The organism is Taishania pollutisoli, from assembly GCF_014518315.1.
GTDB classification, from domain to species: domain Bacteria; phylum Bacteroidota; class Bacteroidia; order Flavobacteriales_D; family Crocinitomicaceae; genus Taishania; species Taishania pollutisoli.
This window is the reverse complement of record NZ_JACVEL010000007.1, coordinates 78,304-99,027: the sequence shown is the minus strand read 5'-3', so window position 1 is coordinate 99,027 and position 20,724 is coordinate 78,304. Positions and strand designations below refer to the sequence as shown.

Genomic DNA, 20,724 nt, shown 5'->3' with positions numbered 1-20,724 from the left:
GATGGACAATTTATTTGAAGAATTCGCAAAACCAGGTTATCAGGACTGGGTTAACCAACTAATCAAAGACTTGAGAGGTCAGCCGGAAGAATTAATTCAACGTGATGATTTGATTGAAGAACTGAATTTCAATTCATACCAGCACCAGGATTCAGGACAGACTCATCCGGTTGACAGTATGAATAATCCGTATGTACGGCAAACATTCCGTAGTTCTAATCAATGGGAAAATATTGGAAATATTGTTGTAACCAATGAAGAGACAGCAAATAAACAAGCACTTTCATACCTGAACATGGGAGTTACTGCTCTTCGGTTTGATATACGGAAACAATCCGGATTGAATTGGAAACAGTTGACAACTGAGATTCAGTTAGAATACATCGAAACAACTATTGTTGTAGATTCTTATGATCAGTTTTCTTTCATCAGAAGCAGCTTGTCTGAATCAGCATTTGATAAGATTCACTTCGAGATAGAACTCACTGATTTAAAGCTAAATGAATGGGATTATTTCGCGAAAGACTTAAAGAAAAAACAGCAATTTACATTCCTTGCAAACGGATATGCTTTACAACAGTGCGGAGCCACAACCTGGCAGGAGGTCAGTTATTGTTTAGCGACTGCTCACGAATACCTGGTGCGTTTAACGGAATCGGGACTAACTGTTGATGAAGCAGCAGCCTGCATTCATTTTAATACTGGCGCAGGAGCGCGTTATTTTTATGAAATTGCGAAAATCAGAGCGTTGCGCATTTTGTGGTCACGTATCCTGGAAGAATATCAGCCAACGCACATGTGTACGTACGCCACACGCATTACGGGAATGACCGGTTTTACCAACAAGTCGTTAAAAGATCCATATACCAACCTGCTGCGCCAAACAACGGAAGCAATGAGTTTACTTTTTGGCGGTGTACACGCGGTGTGTGTGCAGCCCTACGATATCTGCTCGACAAAAGGTGCAACAACCTTATCAACACGGATGGCGATCAATATCCCACTGATCTTACAGGAAGAAAGCTTTCTGGAGAAAGTAATTGACCCCCTGGGAGGAAGCTACACACTGGAATACCTGACGAATGTCATTGCAGACAAAGCATGGGGTGAATTCAGGAAACTGGAAGAACTTGGTGGCATTGGAAACGAGGCGGCTGTAAATTACATGAGGACAGCTGTTCAACAAAAAGCAGACTTGAGAAAACAACGAATCGCCGATAAGTCGGATGCATTCATCGGTATCAATATCTTCCCGAACCCATCCGAAGAAAACAATGAATGGTTGCCGGTCGACACGTACCTGGGAATGCCGGCATTAAACTTGGAACAGTCCATATAACTAATTACAGATGAGCAGAAAGATTTTCAAACATATCGACTGGAAAACAAGCAATGTGACAACACAAGCGACAGCTGCCGAAACGGTATTCACAACAGCTGAGCAAATTGACCTGAAAAATTATTATACCGGTAAAGATATTGCGACAACCGAACACGTCGGATACGTTTCGGGGATTGCACCATTTTTAAGAGGACCTTATTCTTCCATGTACGCAATTCGTCCGTGGACTATTCGTCAATATGCCGGATTTTCAACGGCCGAAGAATCAAATGCATTTTACAGAAGAAACCTCGCCGCCGGGCAAAAGGGACTTTCTGTTGCGTTTGACCTGGCAACACACCGGGGATATGACTCCGACCATCCGCGTGTATTCGGGGATGTCGGAAAAGCAGGAGTTGCCATTGATTCGGTCCTCGACATGAAAGTACTCTTCGATCAGATTCCGCTGGATGAAATGTCTGTGTCGATGACCATGAACGGAGCCGTGATTCCAATCATGGCATTTTATATTGTCGCAGCAGAAGAACAAGGAGTAAAGCAGGAGCAATTATCAGGAACCATTCAAAATGATATCCTCAAGGAATTTATGGTGCGAAACACCTACATCTACCCTCCTGACCCGTCCATGAAAATTATTGCAGATATTTTTGAATATACTTCGAAATACATGCCCCGTTTCAATTCGATTTCCATATCCGGTTATCATATGCAGGAAGCCGGTGCAACAGCAGCGATTGAATTGGCATATACACTTGCTGACGGGTTGGAATACTTACGCGCAGGAATCAAAGCAGGAATCAATATTGACGACTTTGCTCCGCGACTCAGCTTCTTTTGGGCAATCGGGATGAATCACAATATGGAAATTGCAAAAATGCGTGCAGGACGTATGATCTGGGCAAAGTTAGTAAAGCAATTTCACCCGAAAAGCGATAAATCACTTGCCTTGCGAACCCATTGTCAGACTTCCGGATGGAGTTTAACCGAACAGGATCCGTTCAACAACGTCGCAAGAACATGTATCGAAGCATTAGGGGCCGCACTCGGTGGTACGCAGTCGCTGCACACCAATGCACTGGATGAAGCCATTGCACTGCCGACGGATTTCTCGGCACGAATCGCACGCAACACTCAGATCTACATTCAGAAAGAAACAGGTATAACAGACTTTATCGATCCGTCAGGAGGCAGCTATTATATTGAGAAATTAACAGAAGAATTGATTCATCAGGCGTGGAACCTGATCCAGGAGGTGGAAGAATTGGGAGGAATGGCGAAAGCAATTGAAACAGGTCTTCCGAAAATGCGCATTGAAGAAGCTGCTGCCAGAAAACAGGCCCGGATTGATTCCGGTAAAGACATTATCGTTGGAGTCAACCGGTACGAAGTAACTGATAGTGATCCTTTGGAGATTTTAGAAGTTGATAATACAGCTGTACGCAACGCGCAGATTGAGCGATTAACAAAAATGCGGGCGGAAAGAAACCAGGAAAACGTTCAGCGCGCACTCAACAACCTCAAACAGGCTGCTGCAACCGGAACAGGTAATTTATTAGAACTTGCCATTGAATGCGCACGGGAACGAGCTTCACTTGGGGAAATCTCCGATGCAATGGAAGATGCATTCGGTCGCTTTAAAGCAACCATCCGATCCATCAGTGGTATTTATTCTGCGGAAGCTATGAACGATAAAGATTTTGAACTGGCGAAAGAAATGGTTGAGCAGTTTACGAAACTGGAAGGACGACGACCACGTATTATGATCGCTAAAATGGGACAGGACGGACATGACAGAGGTGCAAAAGTTGTGGCAACTGCTTATGCCGATATCGGGTTTGACGTAGACATCGGACCGTTGTTTCAGACACCGGAAGAGGCAGCGCGGCAAGCAATAGAAAATGATGTACACATTCTTGGTGTTTCTTCACTGGCAGCCGGACACAAAACACTTGTTCCGCAAGTTATTGAAGAATTAAAAAAACAAGGACGGGAAGACATCATGGTTGTTGCCGGGGGAGTTATTCCTCAGGGAGATTATGAGTTTCTGGAAAAAGCAGGAGTATTTGGGATTTACGGTCCGGGGACAAAAATATCAAAAGCAGCGCAGGATTTATTGCGGTTGTTGATTCAAAGTGCCTCTGAGTAAAAAAACAGATCGAATTTTTAATCCTGTCATTTTTTTATTACCTTCGGCATGATTCTTGAACTTATGTGGACTAACTTGAAAAATTAAAAACAAATGAAAAATATACTGAACACCTTAATTTTGTTTTTGGCAGTTAATACTGGTTTCAGCCAGAAAGAATATGACGAATTGCGTATTCTCTATGCTGACGGAAACTATGAAAAATTAGCAAAAGTAGCTGATAAATACACCAACGCAGACGACACAAAAAAAGATCCATGGCCTTATTTATGGCTGTCCAAAGGATTGTACAAAATCCACGTTGGAGGAAATACAGACCCGGTGTTTAAAAATGCGTATAAAGAGTCTATCAATGCGATGAACAAATGCATTAAGTTTGATAAGACCGGATCCGTTATCGCAGATCCTGACAACAAGGAATTTTTAGATTTACTTCAAAGTTCCCTGGTAGAACAGATCGATAATGAAATATCAGGAGGCAACTTCCGGAAAGCATACAGTTGGGTAACGACTTACAAAAAAATCTCCAACAACCTGATCGGTCAGGTATTGCTGGAAGGAGCGTGTAAATTCCGTACAGATGATAAAACAACAGGATTTACGCTGTGGAAAACAGCAGATGATCAATTGAAAAGCCTGGATGACGCTGCCATCAAAACGTGGTCTGAATCAGACAAAGAAATGTTGAAGATGGGAGTGATTCAAACTTCGGAATGCTACGTCTCGATCAAAAAGATAGAAAACGCACGTGTATTGCTCAACAAAGTGGCGCAATGGTTTGAAAACGATGAGGAATTCAAAGAAATATACGACAAAGTCGTTAACTGATTCACCTCTTATTTTTATACGAAGCCTTCCCAATCCGGGAAGGCTTTTTTGGTTTCCGTAACATCGTTTTCCTGATTTAAACGAATCGTTTCGAAATCGTTAATTAATTGTTGATAAGTCAATCCAAACCACCTTGTTTTTAGTGGTTTTTACCATTTAAATTTCGTATTTTTGCACGTTATAAAATATTTACATCAGCTCAAAAGAAAAGGCAATGAGTGAAGACTTAAAAAAACAGGAATATTCAGCGGATAATATTCAGATTCTTGAAGGTTTAGAGGCGGTAAGAAAACGTCCTGCCATGTACATTGGTGATGTCGGGATCAAAGGATTACACCACCTGGTATATGAGGTCGTGGACAACTCCATTGACGAAGCATTGGCAGGTTACTGTGATACAATTGAGGTATCTATCAACGAAGATAATTCAATCACCGTTAAAGATAATGGTCGGGGAATTCCTACAGCCATGCATACCAAAGAAAAGCGTTCAGCGCTTGAAGTGGTAATGACAGTACTGCACGCCGGAGGTAAATTTGACAAAGATACGTACAAAGTATCCGGAGGTTTGCACGGAGTGGGTGTGTCGTGTGTGAACGCGTTGTCGATTCACTTACGTGCTGAAGTTCACCGGGAGGGAAAAATCTTTGAACAGGAGTATTCCATCGGAAAACCACTTTACGCTGTAAGAGAAATCGGAACATCTGATATTACAGGTACGATTGTTACATTCAAACCGGATACATCTATTTTTGAAGATACGGTATACAACTACGATACACTTGCGGCAAGAATGCGCGAGCTGGCGTTTCTTAACAAAGGCATTCGTATCACACTGACCGATCTTCGCGAGCAGGATGAAAAAGGCAATTATCTTTCCACGCAATTCTATTCCGAAGGTGGCTTGAAAGAATTTGCGCAATACCTGGACCGAAACAGAGAAACACTGGTGCAGGACGTGATCTATTTCGAAGGAGAAAAAGATGGGATTCCGGTAGAAGTCGCACTGACGTACAATACTTCTTATACGGAGAACATTCAGGCATACGTAAACAACATCAATACACACGAAGGAGGAACACATTTGTCCGGATTCCGCAGAGGTCTGACGAATACGCTGAAGAAATACGCAACAGACTCAGGAATGTTAGCGAAAGAAAAAGTGGAAATCGAAGGAGATGACTTCCGTGAAGGATTGACGGCTGTTGTATCTGTAAAAGTTGCGGAACCGCAATTCGAAGGACAAACAAAAACAAAATTAGGAAACAGGGAAGTAACAGCTCCTGTCAGCCAGGCTGTTTCTGAAATGTTATCCGATTACCTGGAAGAACATCCGAACGAAGCAAAACAAATTGTTTACAAGGTGATCTTAGCAGCGAAAGCACGTCAGGCTGCAAGAAAAGCACGGGAAATGGTGCAACGTAAGAGCGTGATGACAGGCTCCGGTCTTCCCGGGAAACTGGCTGACTGTGCTTCGAAAGATCCGGCTGAGTCAGAATTATTCCTTGTCGAGGGAGACTCTGCGGGGGGGACGGCTAAACAAGGTCGTGACCGTCATTTTCAGGCAATCATGCCGCTTCGTGGTAAGATTCTGAATGTAGAAAAAGCAATGCAATACAAAATCTTCGAAAACGAAGAAATTAAAAATATCTACACGGCACTTGGTGTTCGAATCGGTACGGAAGAAGATTCCAAAGCACTGAACCTGGAAAAACTGCGCTATCACAAGTTGATCATCATGTGTGATGCCGATGTGGACGGAAGTCACATCGAGACATTGATCCTGACATTCCTGTTCCGTTACATGAAGGAATTGATCGAGTTGGGGTATATTTATATTGCAACCCCTCCACTTTACCAGGTAAAGAAAGGGACAAAAGCACAATACGCCTGGAACGATGATCAACGCGATGTGCTGATTCAGCAATTGAAAGGTGCCGGGTCTGACTCTTCGGTTAACGTTCAGCGTTATAAAGGTTTGGGGGAAATGAACGCAGAACAGCTGTGGGATACAACCATGAATCCGGAGGGACGTACACTACGCCAGGTAACAATTGAAAACGCAGCAGAAGCTGATCAGATTTTCTCGATGTTGATGGGGGATGATGTTCCGCCTCGCCGGGAATTCATTGAAAAAAATGCAAAGTATGCGAAAATTGACGCATAACAAATTGATACCAAAAACGCTCACAGGAATGTGGGCGTTTTTTTTGTATGTAAACCTTCCGTTGTTCATTGATAAACCATATATTTAGGTATATGAATCTAAAAAAAATAGCCGTTTTGACTTCCGGAGGAGACGCTCCCGGAATGAATGCATGTATCCGTGCCGTTGTTAAAGCTTCCCTGCATTTTGAATTGGAATGTATCGGAATCTATGATGGTTTCCAGGGATTAATTGACCGAAAGAGCTGTGTGTTAGACTATGCAGTTGTCAATAATGTCATTCAGCGGGGCGGGACGATTCTGGGAACAGCACGCAGTCAGGAGTTTCGTACAACGGAAGGGAGACAAAAGGCAATCAGCTATTTGAAAGAATTACAAGTAGACGGGTTGATCGTCATCGGTGGAGATGGTTCGTTTACCGGTGCAAAAATACTGGGAGACGAATACGATTTACCGATTATCGGAATTCCCGGAACAATCGATAATGATATTTACGGGACAGATCATACCATTGGTTACGACACCGCTTTGAATACTGTTGTAGATGCCGTCGATAAAATACGGGACACCGCCAGCAGCCATCACCGGGTATTTTTTGTTGAAGTAATGGGGCGCGATTCCGGGTTTATCGCTTTAAATGCAGCAATTGCATCGGGAGCAGAATCAGTATTGATTCCAGAAGAACTGACCGACATTCCCAAATTAGCGGAAAGCATTAAAACACAAAACAAAGGAAAAAGAGGTTCCATCATTATCATCGCTGAAGGTGATGATGCCGGTGATGCAGTGACCATTATGAACAAAGTAAAACCCTACCTCCCCGATTACGATCTGAGATGTACCATCCTGGGACACATCCAACGAGGCGGCAATCCATCTGCGTATGATCGGATCATTGCCACCCGGATGGGGGCCAAAGCAGTAGAATTACTACGGGAAGGAATGACCGACAAAATGATTGGAATGCAAGGAGATCTCATCGTGATTAGCAGTATTGAGGACGGAATAAAAAAAGAAAGTTCACCTGATTTATCAAAACTTGAACTGCTTGCGCAACTGAGAACAAAAAAATAACCCTAATTTTGCAGCAGTATATGTCACAGGTAAATAAACTCCGTTGACTTTGTAAATCAATAACATGCAGTACCTTCTTCCCGATCTCAATAGTATTCCCAAAGTCGCCTCCCAATTTCTGACAGATTTCGGGCACCGTAAAATTTTTGCTTTTGAAGCAGCAATGGGAACCGGAAAAACAACATTTATCCTCGGACTTCTGCGCGCAATGGGGATTGAACACCCCGAGGGCTCCCCTACTTACTCGCTGGTAAACAGTTATGAAAGCCCCATGTATGGAAAAGTATATCATTTCGATCTGTATCGAATCGAAGATGAGGAAGAGGCCTATGACATCGGAATGGAGGAAATGCTGTACGGGAATACAGCTTATTGCTTTATCGAATGGGCAGAAAATGTGAAAAATCTACTGCCACCCAATACAGTAGTTGTAACCATGCATGTAAATGAAACGGGGGAGCGTTTGATTGATGTAAAGTAACATCAGTACGCGTATTGTTACTGTTATGTAATGATTAACTTCGTTAATGCATTCGCTGTCATTTTATTCACGGGCTTTTCAACCTTTTTACAGGACAATTATTTCTTTCAGGCTTAACTTCTCTTTAATCTGAATCGGTGACAGAGTCTCTACTTTTGTTGCGTCAAATTAAGGATTTATTATGAAACATATTATTGGAATTTTAACAATAAGCCTGCTACTAACAACCTGTCAGAAAGCGACAGAACAAACAGACAGCTACACCATCAAAGGTTCTGATTCCGAACTGGAACTGATCCGGATTTTAGCAAACAATTTTGAAGAAGAACACCCCATGACGCGTTTATCTATCTCGGGTGGAGGCTCCGCATACGGGGTACAGGAATTAATCAAAGGAGCTGTCGACGCGGCCAATTCCTCCCGCATGATTACCCGGGAGGAATTAACACAGGCACAGGAAAAAGGAATCAATCCCGTTCCGATTATTATTGCAACAGATGCCGTTGCGATTATTACCAACCCTAAGTTAAAAATGGATAGTTTATCTATTTTCCAGGTGAGGGATATTTTGAGCGGTACCATCACAAACTGGAAAGAGATTGGTGGTCCGGACCAGGTGATAACAGTCTACGGGAGGGACTATTCTTCCGGTACGCGTGAATTTTTGAAAAAAACCGTTCTGAAATCCAACTTTGCAGCCAATTCAAAGGAATTAAAAACATCAAAAGAGATCATCGAATCGGTAAAGAAAGACATCGGAGGAATCGGGTATGTCAGTGTCGGGACATTAATGGACGAAAATCACAAACCGAACGGTGAAGTATGGGCGACTTATTTATACCTGGAGAATAACCGCGCGGTATCTCCTTATGAATTTAAATCGGTAGAGTCCGGAGATTATCCACTCAAACGTCCGTTGTTCCAATACTTTAACGGGTGGCCGAAAGGCGATCTGCTGCAATATGTCGAATTTGAGCTTTCAGAAAAAGGGCAGGCAATCATACGGGAAAACGGCTACTTTCCGATCACTCATTTTCATGAGCATTTAAATGAAATGAGTAAGAAAGAAGCCCTGGAGAAAAAATAGTGTACCCCCTTGAGAAAAAGATGCGGAGATCCGTTGAAACATAGATAAAACCATTCAGTCGTTTCACTAATTGTTCAATCGCTATCGGTTGTGTTTTATCCTGCATTCAGGGTCTCCGTATTTCACAGAATAAAAAAGCCGGACATACATCATCACCCGGCTTTTAACTTATTTTGAAGTATGAATTTGTTACATCAGCATTCCCCCGCACACATTAATCGTTTGCCCGGTGATATAAGTCGACATATCCGAACCAAGGAACACAACCAGATTGGCTACATCTTCCGGCTTTCCTCCGCGTCTCAATGGAATCGAACTTCTCCATTCATCCACTACTTTCTGATCCAACACTTCTGTCATTTCAGTTTCAATGAATCCCGGGGCAATTGCATTGCAGCGAATATTCCGAGATCCCAACTCCTGCGCCACAGATTTTGTAAATCCGATTAACCCGGCTTTTGAAGCAGCATAATTTGCCTGACCGGCATTTCCGCTGACTCCAACAACGGAAGACATATTAATGATTGATCCTGATTTTGCTTTCAACATCGGTCGCTGAACGGCTTTTGTCAGGTTGAATGCTGATTTCAGGTTTGTATTAATCACTTCATCCCATTGTTCTTCTGTCATCCGCATCAGCAACGTATCGCGTGTAATTCCCGCATTGTTCACCAACACGTCAATTGTTCCGAACGCAGCAACCACATCGTCAACTAATTTTTGAGCTTCGTCAAACTTAGCGGCATCAGACTTAAAACCTTTTACTTCCCCTCCGTCTTTTGCCAATTCCGCTTCCAATGCTCTCGCTTTTTCTTCTGATGACAAATAGGTAAACGCTACTTTAGCGCCGTGCTTTACACATTCCTCAGCGATCGACTTACCGATTCCACGAGATGCTCCCGTGATCAAAACAACTTTGTCTTGTAATAATTTCATCTTGTTTATTTTCTGTATTCAAAAATAGACAAAAAGATTAACAAGCGATGTATTTTACAAACAAAAAAACACGTTAAAAAGAACAGTATAATTGGGAGTAAATAAATAATATATTCCGCCAAAACTAAATTAAAATAAAAGTTTTGGCGGAATATAAAAAATCAATCATTGAATAAACTATCTATTTTCAGTTCGTTCTGAACCAATTCCCTGCTGTATTCATTTTCTTTTATCCCGTACGATGTAACCATCGTCAGGAAGATATTCTTCCGCGTTCCGGTTTCCCGTTGAAACGCATGTAATTTATTTTTGAGGTTTTGATACGCCTTTTTATCAATCGTATAATCCGTATTGTAAAACTTCATTTCACAGATCGTAATGATGTTGTCATCCCGGTCAATGAGCAAATCAATCTGGGCATCCTGATTGAACCAACTACTGTTCAGAGAATAAATTGCATCAATTCGGAGTGATCGCTTCAGTTGGTGAATGTGCTTCAAACAAAGATTTTCAAAGCTGAATCCCGACCAGGAGTTATAGGACTGACTCTTAAACAAACGCTGCCAGGTTCCTGATCCGTTTCCTTTGTGCTGTTGAATGAATTTTAAATAAAACCGGCAATATTCATCCGACAAACGATACAACGTCAGCTGCTTTTTGTTTTTATAAAATGGAGATTCACTGACAAAACCCGATTCAACCAGTTCTGTGAGTTTCCAGGAAAAATCACCTCCTCCGGAAATACCGCTCCTGTCAATCAGTTCCTGCCGGGTAATTCCTTTATTAACACCCGCCAGCGTTTTAATAATTGAAACATATTTGTCGGAATGATCAAACAACGAACGAAACAAGCGATCGAACTCATCGGTCAGCACACCATCTTTTTCAAAACACAACCGATCAATGTTTTGCGCTACGCTTTCTCCTTTTTTCAGTTTATCCAGGTAATGCGGGACCCCGCCAATCGCCATATACAACTGAACAACATCATAATTGGTATACCGGATTCCCCTGTGCCTTAAAAACAGGTTGGTTTCGGACAAATTGAATGGCAGTAATCGTATTTTTTGTGTAATCCGGTTGTGCAACCCGCCTTTATTATTAACGATTTTATGAACCATATAGGAAGCAGCAGATCCGCAGATAACGACAACCAGATCCTGGCGTTTTGTGCAGTAATGATTCCAGAAATTCTCAAAAGCCATCAGGAAATTAGAACGTGGAGTTGCCATCCACGGAAATTCATCAATAAAGAGCACTTTCTTCTTTTTAGACCTCAGTCGGTTTATTTTATGCTCCAGTCGTTCAAATGCTTCTAACCAGCTGATTGGAAGTGGTTCTCCATCTGAATTACCCAATGATTTTGTGAAATTGTACAACTGTTCTTTCATTGATCCGTTAAACAGTCCCGTCACTTCAAAAACAATATCGTTCCGGTAACATTCCCGGATGAGAAAGGTCTTCCCTACCCTTCTTCTACCATATACCGCAATCAATTCAGACTGATGGCTATCGAGCGCATTCTGAAGTAACTCCCGTTCATTTTTACGACCAATAATTGTTGGCATAACATTTTTATATTCCGCCAAAATAACCAAAAAAATAGATTTTTGGCGGAATATAAATTAAAAATACAGCATTGAATACAATCCGTGCTACCAGATGTCATATCAAATTGTTGTGTGTTCATCTATTTTTCTTTAATTTAGTACGAATCTTTAAGAAAAATGAAGCCAATTACCCTCCTGTTCCTCTTTTTATTTGGAGTAACTTCCGTTAGTTTCTCACAGTCTCATGTCATTCCAACACCACAATTTTATGAGCAATCGCCGGGAGAATCATTTAAATTTTCAATACTGATTGCAGATATAACCGGACTTCCTAAAGGAACATCTGACGTGTTACTCTCCTGGAACAATACATTCCGGCACCTGGTAGAAAAGAAATCCGATGCTATTCCGGTTGCATTAAAAGTCAGGTTGCATCAAACGACAGAAAAACATCCTGAAAACGATTTTTATGAATTGTCCTTCAATGGCAAATTTGCAGATATTCAGTATACAACTCCTGCCAGTTTGTTGTACGCATACAGCACATTGTTGCAATTGATTGAAGACGAAGGGAATCAGCTAAGCATTCATCCTTTTACATTAAAAGACCATGCGCAATTTCCGTGGCGAGGTCTGCACCTGGATGTCTGCCGGCATTTCTTCACCGTTGATGAAGTGAAACGCTACATCGACATCATGTCATTTTACAAATACAATACATTTCACTGGCACCTGACGGACGATCAGGGGTGGCGGATTGAAATCAAAAAATACCCGTTGCTGACGGAAATCGGAGCATACCGGGACTCTACTCTGAACGATCACTACAATACATCTCCGCGCACATGGAATACAGAACACTATGGCGGTTTTTATACACAGGAACAAATAAAAGAAGTTGTCCGTTATGCATCAGACAGAGGCGTGACTATTGTACCTGAAATCGAAATGCCCGGACATGCCCGTGCGGCGCTGGCCGCTTATCCTCAATTATCGTGTACGGGAATGCAACAACCGGTGACCGGTTTGTGGGGAGTATTTGACGATATTTTTTGTTCGAAACAAGAAACTATTTCCTTTTTGCAGGATGTGCTTACAGAGGTGATCGAATTGTTTCCGTCCGAATACATTCACATCGGTGGCGATGAAGCTCCGAAAACACGTTGGAAAGCCTGTGAAAAATGCCAGAACAACATCCGCAACCACCAATTGAAAGATGAACATGAGCTGCAAAGTTGGTTTATCCGGCAGATGGATGAGTTCCTGACAAAGAAAGGTCGGAAACTGATCGGGTGGGATGAAATACTGGAAGGAGGATTAAGTCCCAATGCCGCTGTAATGAGCTGGCGGGGTGAAGAAGGCGGGATCGCTGCTGCCAACGAGCAACACGAAGTGGTGATGACGCCCGGTTCTCATTGTTATTTTGATCACTATCAGGGAGACAGTCAAACTGAACCGTTGGCATTCGGAGGATATACGCCACTTGAAAAAGTATATGCCTATAATCCTGTTCCTGCCGGAATCAGTGCAGAAAACAAACAATACATCCTTGGTGCCCAGGCAAATCTCTGGACGGAATACATCGCCGATTTCAAACAGGTAGAATACATGGTTTATCCACGGGCATTGGCAATGATTCAGAATACGTGGAGCGAGAACAAACCTGACTATCAGACATTCATTCAGACGCTTTCCAACCGACAGTTTGATCTCTTAAAAGCCTGGAATGTAAATTATGCGCTTTCATTCGCCAAACCGGTTTTTCAAATTACAAAAGAAGACCGGGGGATTGTGATCACAGGAACCTCAATCGAAAAAAATCCGGTGAACATGGCATTAAAATGTACTTCTCAGAAAAAAGGAAAGGAATTGATTATCATGGGCTCCTCCATTTATTTCAGTCGTTCCGGCTCCGACACAAAGACGTATCGCATCACAGCTTTTGAAAATAAATTTCATTCTTCATCGACCATCAATTTCATCAACCACAAAGGAATCGGGCTGGATATCGAATTCATTACTCCCCCCAACAAACGGTACGCACACAATCTTGAATCCACCCTCATTGATGGTATTTTAGGGGCGCGTCCCTGGAACGGTAGTCAGTGGTTGGGTTTCAATCAAGGAAATGTAGAATTCATTGTTCGAACGGATGAAAAAATAAACTATAAATCTGTAATAGCAAGCGCACTAAATGCTACGACCTCATGGATACATCTACCTGAATCCATTATCGTCTATGCCTCTGACGACGGAAATAACTGGAAAGAAATTGCCCGTCAAAAAGTGACAGGGGAGCAAACGAAGATCGCATTAAAAGGAAAGCACAAACAATTAAAATTTGTATACACAGCATTGGAGGCAATTCCTGAAGGAATGCCCGGAGAAGGATACAAACCATTTACTTTTCTGGATGAATTAATTTTTGAATAAAACACTTATTGATACTGTTAGCATATGAAAATCGAATTGTGTGCCGCTTCAGTAACGGCAATAAAACTGGCAAAGCAACTGAATTTTGATCGCATAGAGTTGTGCGAAAACCTGGTTCAGGGTGGAATTACGCCCTCTGCAGGAAGAATTGAATATGCCGTAAACTCAGGAATGGAGACTCATGTATTGATCCGTCCACGTCCCGGAGGTTTTTATTATTCAAAAGAAGAAATCACCATTATGGTATCGGACATCCGGTTTGCGAAAAAAATGGGAGCGGCAGGTGTTGTTGTCGGGGCATTGAACAACTACAGAGCAATCGATGAAGAAGCATTGAAAGCCTTTATGGACGCCGCCGAAGGAATGGAAGTGACGTATCATCGTGCCTTTGACGACTGCGTACTGGATTGGCAGAAACGACTGGATATCCTGATCAATGCTGGAATCACACGTTTGCTTACTTCCGGACTGGCGAGTAACATTAATAACGGAATCCCTGTGCTGAAAGAGATGAAAGGCTATATCGCAGGACATCTTGAGTTGATGCCAGGTGGCGGTGTCAACGCAGCCAATGTTTCAAAAATTATTCATGAAGTAGAGCCGGATGCCATTCATTTTTCAGGAACAGTAAAGACAGTAGTGGATGAAGAGTCTTTCTTTTCCGAGACTTTTCTGGCAATCGATGAGAACCGGGTAAAGCGCATCCTGGATGAAATCCGGTCAACGCTAAAAAATAATCATTCGGTCAATTGAACGTTTTAAGGACCTGGCTGTACAGAAGTTTGATTGACAAAAAAAAGAACAATGAAAAAGTATTTGTTTTTCCTGTTTATGACTGTATCTGTAACAGTACTTGCTCAACCACCCGTTGAACGAAACAGTGCTGTTACAAATAGTGCTGAACCTTCTGTTTTGAAGGAAACAGAAGAAGTAACTGTTCCACAGACAGCAACAATACAGACTGGAAATGAATTTTACAAACTGTATCAACAAGCAAATTCATCTCCCGAACAGAAAAATCCAACCGTTCAGCAACAACGACGGATGAATGATTTTGTAGAACTGAACAGACAAGAAGATGCAAACGGTTTCGATTACAATTTAAGCGTATTCATGGCTGGAAACTATGACCTTTCAAAGAAGGATTTTTTGGAGAAAGCGAAAGTACTTCAACCAAAGAATCAATATGTATTGTTGCAATCTGTTGGTGTCAGCTATATTCTCAATGATCAAACTACGCTCATAACGGATTTGAAAGAACTGGCGAAGCAAAATGTATGGAATACAGATGACTTTTCCTATGCGAAAGATGTGCTGGCAAGCATTCCTTCCAACGGAATATTAATCACGCACGGCATTCATGACAGTTATCCGATCATTCACTTACAGCGCATTGAAAAATACAGAAATGACGTACGGGTCATTCCAATGCATCTTCTGCAAAGCAGTGAGTTTAGAAAGCAGCTTTCCAATGAGGATCTTTCAATCCCTGAAACGAATCAGGTCAACACACAGTATTTAAAAGAATTCTGCACATCGAATCAAGAAGCGCCCATTTACTTATCACTGACGATTCCTTCGGCTTATTTTACGGATATGGAACAGCGCCTCTACCCTGTCGGATTGACCTTTCGGTACTCGCCTGCTGTTTTTCAAAACAGTGAGTTAAACACCAGACTGTGGACAGGGATGAATAAAGGGGTTATTGTGAAATACAAAAGCCAGACAGGCAAGCAGTTGTCAGCAAATTACCTTCCGGTTCTGCTCAATTTGTATATGTATTACAAAGCGGAAAACAATGGCAGGTTGGCAAATGAAATTAAAAATTCGATCCGGCAAATCGGTGAGAATATTGGAAATACGAATTTAATGAAAGAGCTGGGGGTAAACGAATGAGGTTTTTCAAAACGTCATACAAGGATCTAACGGATGAAGTGCTGATGCAAAAAATTGCGTCAGGTGATAAACGTGCGTTTGATGATTTGTATTTACGTTACGCGACTCCGTTGCTTAATTATTTTCACCGGATGCTGTGGAAAGATCGGGAAAAAGCAGAAGATTTTGTGCACGATTTGTTTGCAAAAATTATTCAGAAGCCAACATCATTCGATGCTTCGAGATCATTCAAAACATGGGTTTATTCAGTAGCAAATAATATGTGTAAAAACGAGTACAAACGGCAGGAGGTTCGATCCGGGACAAAAAACGGGTTGGAAGAATATACGGCTGTGAGTGACGAGACTGTAAATGCGTTGCAACAAACCCATCACACGTTGTTTGGAGAAGAATTTAAACAAAAACTGGACGAATTAGATGAAAAACACCGGGAAGCATTTGTATTCAGACACATTGAAGGACTTTCCATTAAGGAAATCGCAGAAATACTGAAAATCAGCGAAGGAACCATCAAATCACGGATTTTCTACGCCACCAAATACCTCGCGGAAGAATTAGTTCATTATCAACCGGAAAAATCAAAGCACCATGGTTAAGGATATTTTTGATACAATACTGGAAAAGGAATTCCACCAGTTGACAGCATCTGAGTTAGCTGAAATGGAGGAATTCTGTAAGACCGAAGAAGCGTTCAACGCAATGAAACAGGTACTGATTCATTCAAAATCAGTTGCGGGAGGGCCTAAATTATCGCCACGGGATGCAACCAAAGAAAAATTGGACAACCTGTTCGATCAAACGCATGTAAAAACCCGGAGATTTATCCCATCTTACCTCATTCCTGTAATCCAGGTTGCAGCAGTTGTAACCATTGGATTCGCCGTGTGGTTCTTCTTTCTCAATAACCACGATACCGTTCCGGCAACTCAACAACTGGCAGAGAATACTGCACCAAAATCGGACACAATAACCCCAGAAAAGTCTGTTACAGATACACAACCACAGCCATTGAATGCATCCGAAACACAATTGACAACCCGAGAAAAGGAACAGCAAGCAGATAACACTTCCGGGCGTCAGCAGGAAACTCCGGCAGTCCCTCCGATTGTTGCGGCACCAAATGCGAATACAATCCGTACTTTTTCCATGAAATCCATTAATCCATCAGAACAGGAAGTAATCACAGAAACAGTAAAAGAAGAATCTGTAAATGCGGATCAATTGATGCAGCCAGCTCAGAGTACATACAAAAAGGTAAGTGCTCCGGCAACTTCTGCAAAAGACATTTCAGTAGACGCTTCAAAACGTCCGTTTAAAAATCAGGCGGCAACCTCTGTCAATGTTGCCTCACAAGGAAATGTCATGAACTATCTGACTGCGCGGTATTAGCTGTCCAACAGAAACTATTCTTTTCGTGACGACGTTTTACATCCATCTATCGGTAATCAACGTGCGCTGTTTTTTATAAATGTACTTATTTAAGAATCTTTTAACGTATTCTGTAACATTTATCACATAACAACTTGACAAAATGTTGCAACTTTGTAGAAAATACAGTTATCATGACGTTTCAGGAAATCATTAATCAGGATAAACCAACACTGGTTGACTTTTTTGCAGAGTGGTGCGGACCGTGCAAAATGATGGCTCCTGTGTTGGAAGATGTAAAACACCGTGTCGGAGAACATGCCTCTATCATCAAAATAGATGTTGACAAGAACCCGCAGGTTGCACAACAATTTCAGATTCGGGGTGTTCCGACATTTATTATCTTTAAGAACGGAGAATTGAAATGGAGGCAATCCGGAACATTTCCTGCCAATGAACTGGAGCGTTTGATCAAAGAAAATTATTGATTATGTACAAATACATGTTATCTGTCATTACACTGTTGTTGTTTGGTTGCAGCAGCGGGCAAAACAATCCGGACAAAACACAACTTTCGGCGGTCGAGTTTTCTCAAAAAATTAATGAATTGGGAGCCCCGCAACTGATCGATGTGAGAACACCGGAAGAATTTGAAGGGGGACACCTCCTGCATGCCATTAACTTCAACTGGAATAGCGATGACTTCATGAAGAAAGTAGCATCATTGGATAAAACGAAACCCGTATTCGTTTACTGTTTGAGTGGTGGAAGAAGTGCATCGGCAGCTGCGACGATGCGAAAAAACGGATTCCGGGAAGTATATGAAATGGACGGCGGAATGATGCAATGGCGTGCCCGACAACTTCCGGAAGTAAACGGTGCTCCGTTATCCGACGCGATCAGTGTGAATCAATACAATACACTCATCGACTCTGAAAAATTGGTGTTGATTGATTTCTACGCTGAATGGTGCGGACCATGCAAAAAAATGGAACCTTATCTCAACAAAATAACAGAGGATTCAAAAGAATATGTGACCGTTATCCGCATTGATGCCGATAAAAATCCGGATTTATGCCGACAACTGAACGTGACAGCTCTACCTGTATTGAAGTTGTACAAAAACAAAGAGCTGATTTGGGATAACCTCGGATTTGTTGAAGAAGGAAAAGTTCGCGAGCAACTAACCACTAACCGTTAATCAAGCTACACAGCATGTTTGTCAATGTAACACAAATCGCAAACAGAAGTTTCATCTACACACTGATGCTACTGCTTTGTCTTTCCTGCCCGCTTAAGCGGGAAATAAAACATGCATTCAATATTCCCGTTTCTCAGTCCGAAGGTACCGGAAAACCTAATAAAACACAGTTTTGTCAGTTTACAACAGATCAATCAAAAAAGAAAACATACAACCAGGCTGCTAAACGCATCCAATTACCCGACCTGCACAGCCCCGTATTCATCACATCAGCGACAACCGGAAAACATTCCGTCACAATCGATGGTCCCTGCAAAAAAGTTTCTATCTACATTCAAAACGAACAATTTCTGATATAGAATCGATCATTACGTTCGGAAAATCTAATAATCAGTATGCTTCCTGTGTTCACAGGCAGTAAAAATAATACAGAATCACAACTTATTCGTTATGAACAATCAATCGTATGCAACTGCAGGGCTGTTTACAACTGCACTGCGCTGGGTCGTGGGATGGACCTATTTCTCCGCTTTCTGGAGAAGATTAGTTTTAGAAAACAAATTAAATCCGGAAGAGGCCGGTTATATCGGTGAAAAATTCAATCACTTTCTTCCTAATGCACTTGGTATAAGACCCCTTATCGAATACCTTGTATCACATCCGGAAGCACTCTGGTGGGCAATGGTCGTATTCACAATTATAGAAGGGATTGTCGGTTTATTATTGATGCTGGGGCTGTTTACCCGGTTGATGAGTGTCGGTGTATTCCTTCTTGCGCTGGGAATTTTACTGGGATCAGGTTGGATCGGAACAACGTGTTTGGATGAGTGGCAAATCGGCGTTTTAGGAATTGCTGCCGGTTTTGTTCTTTTTCTTTCAGGAGGAGGAACATACACTGTTGATCATTATTTGATCAGTCATAATAAAGCAATTACACGTAAAAAATGGTTCCAATGGGCCGGATCGACAGCACCCCCCTTCAGTGCACCGGTATTGCACAAAATAGTACTATCCGGTTCTGTCGCAATCCTTGGATTAACGTTGTTTACCAATCAATATTTCCACGGAGGTGTCTATGGAACTCTTCACAACAAATCCGTTCGTCCATTGATCGTTATTAGTCAGCCGAAGATGCAGGGCACGACTTTTTCTTTTGCGCTTTCACGTGTTGAAGGGGCAGATGTTTACGGTTCTTTTCTGATTAACATTCAGCTAAGGGATGAAAACGGAATGGTGGTATTTGAACAGCAGCAATCCGATTTATCCCAACTAAAGAAAACACAAATCAGCAATGCGTATGTTGCGAAGATTAAGCCGGGAAAATACAGTTTGATCATCCCGTTAGGCGCAAAGGCCACCCTTTCGTTCCGGGATCAACGCTTTTTGGAACTGTCGGGAAAGTATACATTGGAGTTGACGGATATCAGTGGAATTCAATGGAAAAAAACAGTTAAAATCTGATTAACAGCTAACGGCAAACAGTCCTGTCCTGAAAATCGGCTGTTTTCAGAGCAGGACTGTTGTTTCATTTTTAAAATGTAGTATTTTTTTCCGGGGAGAAACTGTAAATTAGCACAAACTTGACACATGGAATTTTCAGCAATTATTGATGCGGTTTACCAACTTCCCGAACAGTCGAAAATGAAGCTAATCCGCTCCGTTCGGGAGGTAGAAGTCCCCAAAGGATGGTCGTTGCTGAAAGCAGGAACCGTTGAAACACGTATTTATTTCATCAAAAAAGGAATTGTCCGTGCTTATTCTTCTACTCCGGACAATGAAGTCACATTTTGGTTCGGAAAAGAAGGACAGGCGGTTATTTCCATGCGGAGTTATGTCGAACAGCTTCCGGGATATGAAGACATTGAATCACTGGAGGCCTGTGAATTGTATGAGTTAAACACCGAACATCTGCACCGGTTATTTGAAGAAGATATTTACATCGCCAACTGGGGACGGAAATTTGCCGAGCAGGAATTGATTCGAACAGAAGAACGGCTGATTCAGCGGCAGTTTCGTACGGCATCAGAACGATACACTGATTTACTGATTCACCATCCGGATTTGGTTCAGCGCATTCAACTGGGACACATCGCCTCCTATCTGGGGATTACACAGGTAAGTCTGAGCAGAATCAGGGCTGAATTAAAATAAAACCGACACGCGATTTTTTATCATTTGTAAAATAGTTTGTCAACTCCTTCCTCTACTTTTGTCAA

At 42.0% G+C, this 20,724-nt stretch carries 19 protein-coding genes; 17 read left to right on the top strand and 2 right to left on the bottom strand.

The window, feature by feature from the left end; genetic code table 11:
* Position 1 precedes the first annotated feature (1 nt).
* The 7 genes from H9Y05_RS11265 to H9Y05_RS11235 all read left to right on the top strand — a co-directional run bounded on the left by H9Y05_RS11265 (position 2) and on the right by H9Y05_RS11235 (position 9,124).
* The gene (locus H9Y05_RS11265) at positions 2-1,339 is read left to right on the top strand and encodes a methylmalonyl-CoA mutase family protein (RefSeq protein ID WP_216714343.1); all 1,338 of its coding nucleotides are present in this window, start codon (positions 2-4) and stop codon (positions 1,337-1,339) included.
* Between the two features lie 10 nt (positions 1,340-1,349).
* Entirely contained in the window at positions 1,350-3,488 is a 2,139-nt protein-coding gene (scpA, locus tag H9Y05_RS11260; protein ID WP_163491211.1) for a methylmalonyl-CoA mutase, read from the top strand.
* Positions 3,489-3,581: 93 nt separating this feature from the next.
* Entirely contained in the window at positions 3,582-4,316 is a 735-nt protein-coding gene (locus tag H9Y05_RS11255; RefSeq protein ID WP_163491209.1) for a hypothetical protein, read from the top strand.
* A gap of 214 nt (positions 4,317-4,530) precedes the next feature.
* Positions 4,531-6,483, top strand: coding sequence for a DNA topoisomerase (ATP-hydrolyzing) subunit B (gyrB, locus tag H9Y05_RS11250; protein WP_163491207.1), 1,953 nt, complete (start codon positions 4,531-4,533; stop codon positions 6,481-6,483).
* Positions 6,484-6,575: 92 nt separating this feature from the next.
* A complete protein-coding gene (gene pfkA / locus H9Y05_RS11245) occupies positions 6,576-7,556 on the top strand; it encodes a 6-phosphofructokinase (protein ID WP_163491169.1) in 981 nt (326 codons plus the stop codon).
* Positions 7,557-7,620: 64 nt separating this feature from the next.
* A complete protein-coding gene (gene tsaE, locus H9Y05_RS11240) occupies positions 7,621-8,037 on the top strand; it encodes a tRNA (adenosine(37)-N6)-threonylcarbamoyltransferase complex ATPase subunit type 1 TsaE (protein ID WP_163491168.1) in 417 nt (138 codons plus the stop codon).
* A 181-nt stretch (positions 8,038-8,218) separates the two neighbouring features.
* Positions 8,219-9,124: a PstS family phosphate ABC transporter substrate-binding protein gene (locus tag H9Y05_RS11235; protein ID WP_216714342.1), complete on the top strand. Its 906-nt coding sequence runs from the start codon at positions 8,219-8,221 to the stop codon at positions 9,122-9,124.
* Positions 9,125-9,313: 189 nt separating this feature from the next.
* Here the strand turns inward: H9Y05_RS11235 and fabG are convergent, their stop codons facing one another.
* Complete coding sequence (gene fabG, locus H9Y05_RS11230) at positions 9,314-10,060, bottom strand: 3-oxoacyl-[acyl-carrier-protein] reductase (protein WP_163491165.1); 747 nt, start codon at positions 10,058-10,060, stop codon at positions 9,314-9,316.
* Positions 10,061-10,221: 161 nt separating this feature from the next.
* Entirely contained in the window at positions 10,222-11,628 is a 1,407-nt protein-coding gene (locus H9Y05_RS11225) for an AAA family ATPase (RefSeq protein WP_216714341.1), read from the bottom strand.
* A 159-nt stretch (positions 11,629-11,787) separates the two neighbouring features.
* Here H9Y05_RS11225 and H9Y05_RS11220 point away from each other — a divergent pair, with 159 nt between their 5' ends.
* From H9Y05_RS11220 to H9Y05_RS11175, 10 genes are all read left to right on the top strand, one after another.
* Complete coding sequence (locus H9Y05_RS11220) at positions 11,788-14,043, top strand: beta-N-acetylhexosaminidase (RefSeq protein WP_216714340.1); 2,256 nt, start codon at positions 11,788-11,790, stop codon at positions 14,041-14,043.
* A gap of 24 nt (positions 14,044-14,067) precedes the next feature.
* Positions 14,068-14,796, top strand: a complete 729-nt coding sequence (locus H9Y05_RS11215) for a copper homeostasis protein CutC (RefSeq protein ID WP_216714339.1) — start codon at positions 14,068-14,070, stop codon at positions 14,794-14,796.
* Positions 14,797-14,847: 51 nt separating this feature from the next.
* On the top strand, positions 14,848-15,939 hold the full coding sequence (locus H9Y05_RS11210; protein WP_216714338.1) for a hypothetical protein: 1,092 nt from the start codon (positions 14,848-14,850) through the stop codon (positions 15,937-15,939).
* Positions 15,936-16,535 (top strand): RNA polymerase sigma factor, encoded by a 600-nt coding sequence (locus H9Y05_RS11205; RefSeq protein WP_216714337.1) that lies wholly within the window; start codon positions 15,936-15,938, stop codon positions 16,533-16,535. The genes H9Y05_RS11210 and H9Y05_RS11205 overlap by 4 nt, the downstream gene beginning before the upstream one ends.
* Positions 16,528-17,328 (top strand): hypothetical protein, encoded by an 801-nt coding sequence (locus H9Y05_RS11200; RefSeq protein ID WP_163491155.1) that lies wholly within the window; start codon positions 16,528-16,530, stop codon positions 17,326-17,328. The genes H9Y05_RS11205 and H9Y05_RS11200 overlap by 8 nt, the downstream gene beginning before the upstream one ends.
* A 173-nt stretch (positions 17,329-17,501) precedes the next feature.
* Positions 17,502-17,795 (top strand): thioredoxin, encoded by a 294-nt coding sequence (gene trxA, locus H9Y05_RS11195; RefSeq protein ID WP_163491153.1) that lies wholly within the window; start codon positions 17,502-17,504, stop codon positions 17,793-17,795.
* Positions 17,796-17,797: 2 nt separating this feature from the next.
* Complete coding sequence (locus H9Y05_RS11190) at positions 17,798-18,508, top strand: thioredoxin domain-containing protein (RefSeq protein ID WP_216714336.1); 711 nt, start codon at positions 17,798-17,800, stop codon at positions 18,506-18,508.
* A gap of 14 nt (positions 18,509-18,522) precedes the next feature.
* On the top strand, positions 18,523-18,867 hold the full coding sequence (locus H9Y05_RS11185) for a hypothetical protein (protein WP_163491150.1): 345 nt from the start codon (positions 18,523-18,525) through the stop codon (positions 18,865-18,867).
* A gap of 91 nt (positions 18,868-18,958) precedes the next feature.
* Complete coding sequence (locus H9Y05_RS11180) at positions 18,959-19,969, top strand: TQO small subunit DoxD (protein ID WP_163491148.1); 1,011 nt, start codon at positions 18,959-18,961, stop codon at positions 19,967-19,969.
* Between the two features lie 126 nt (positions 19,970-20,095).
* Entirely contained in the window at positions 20,096-20,659 is a 564-nt protein-coding gene (locus H9Y05_RS11175) for a Crp/Fnr family transcriptional regulator (RefSeq protein ID WP_163491147.1), read from the top strand.
* Positions 20,660-20,724 lie beyond the last annotated feature (65 nt).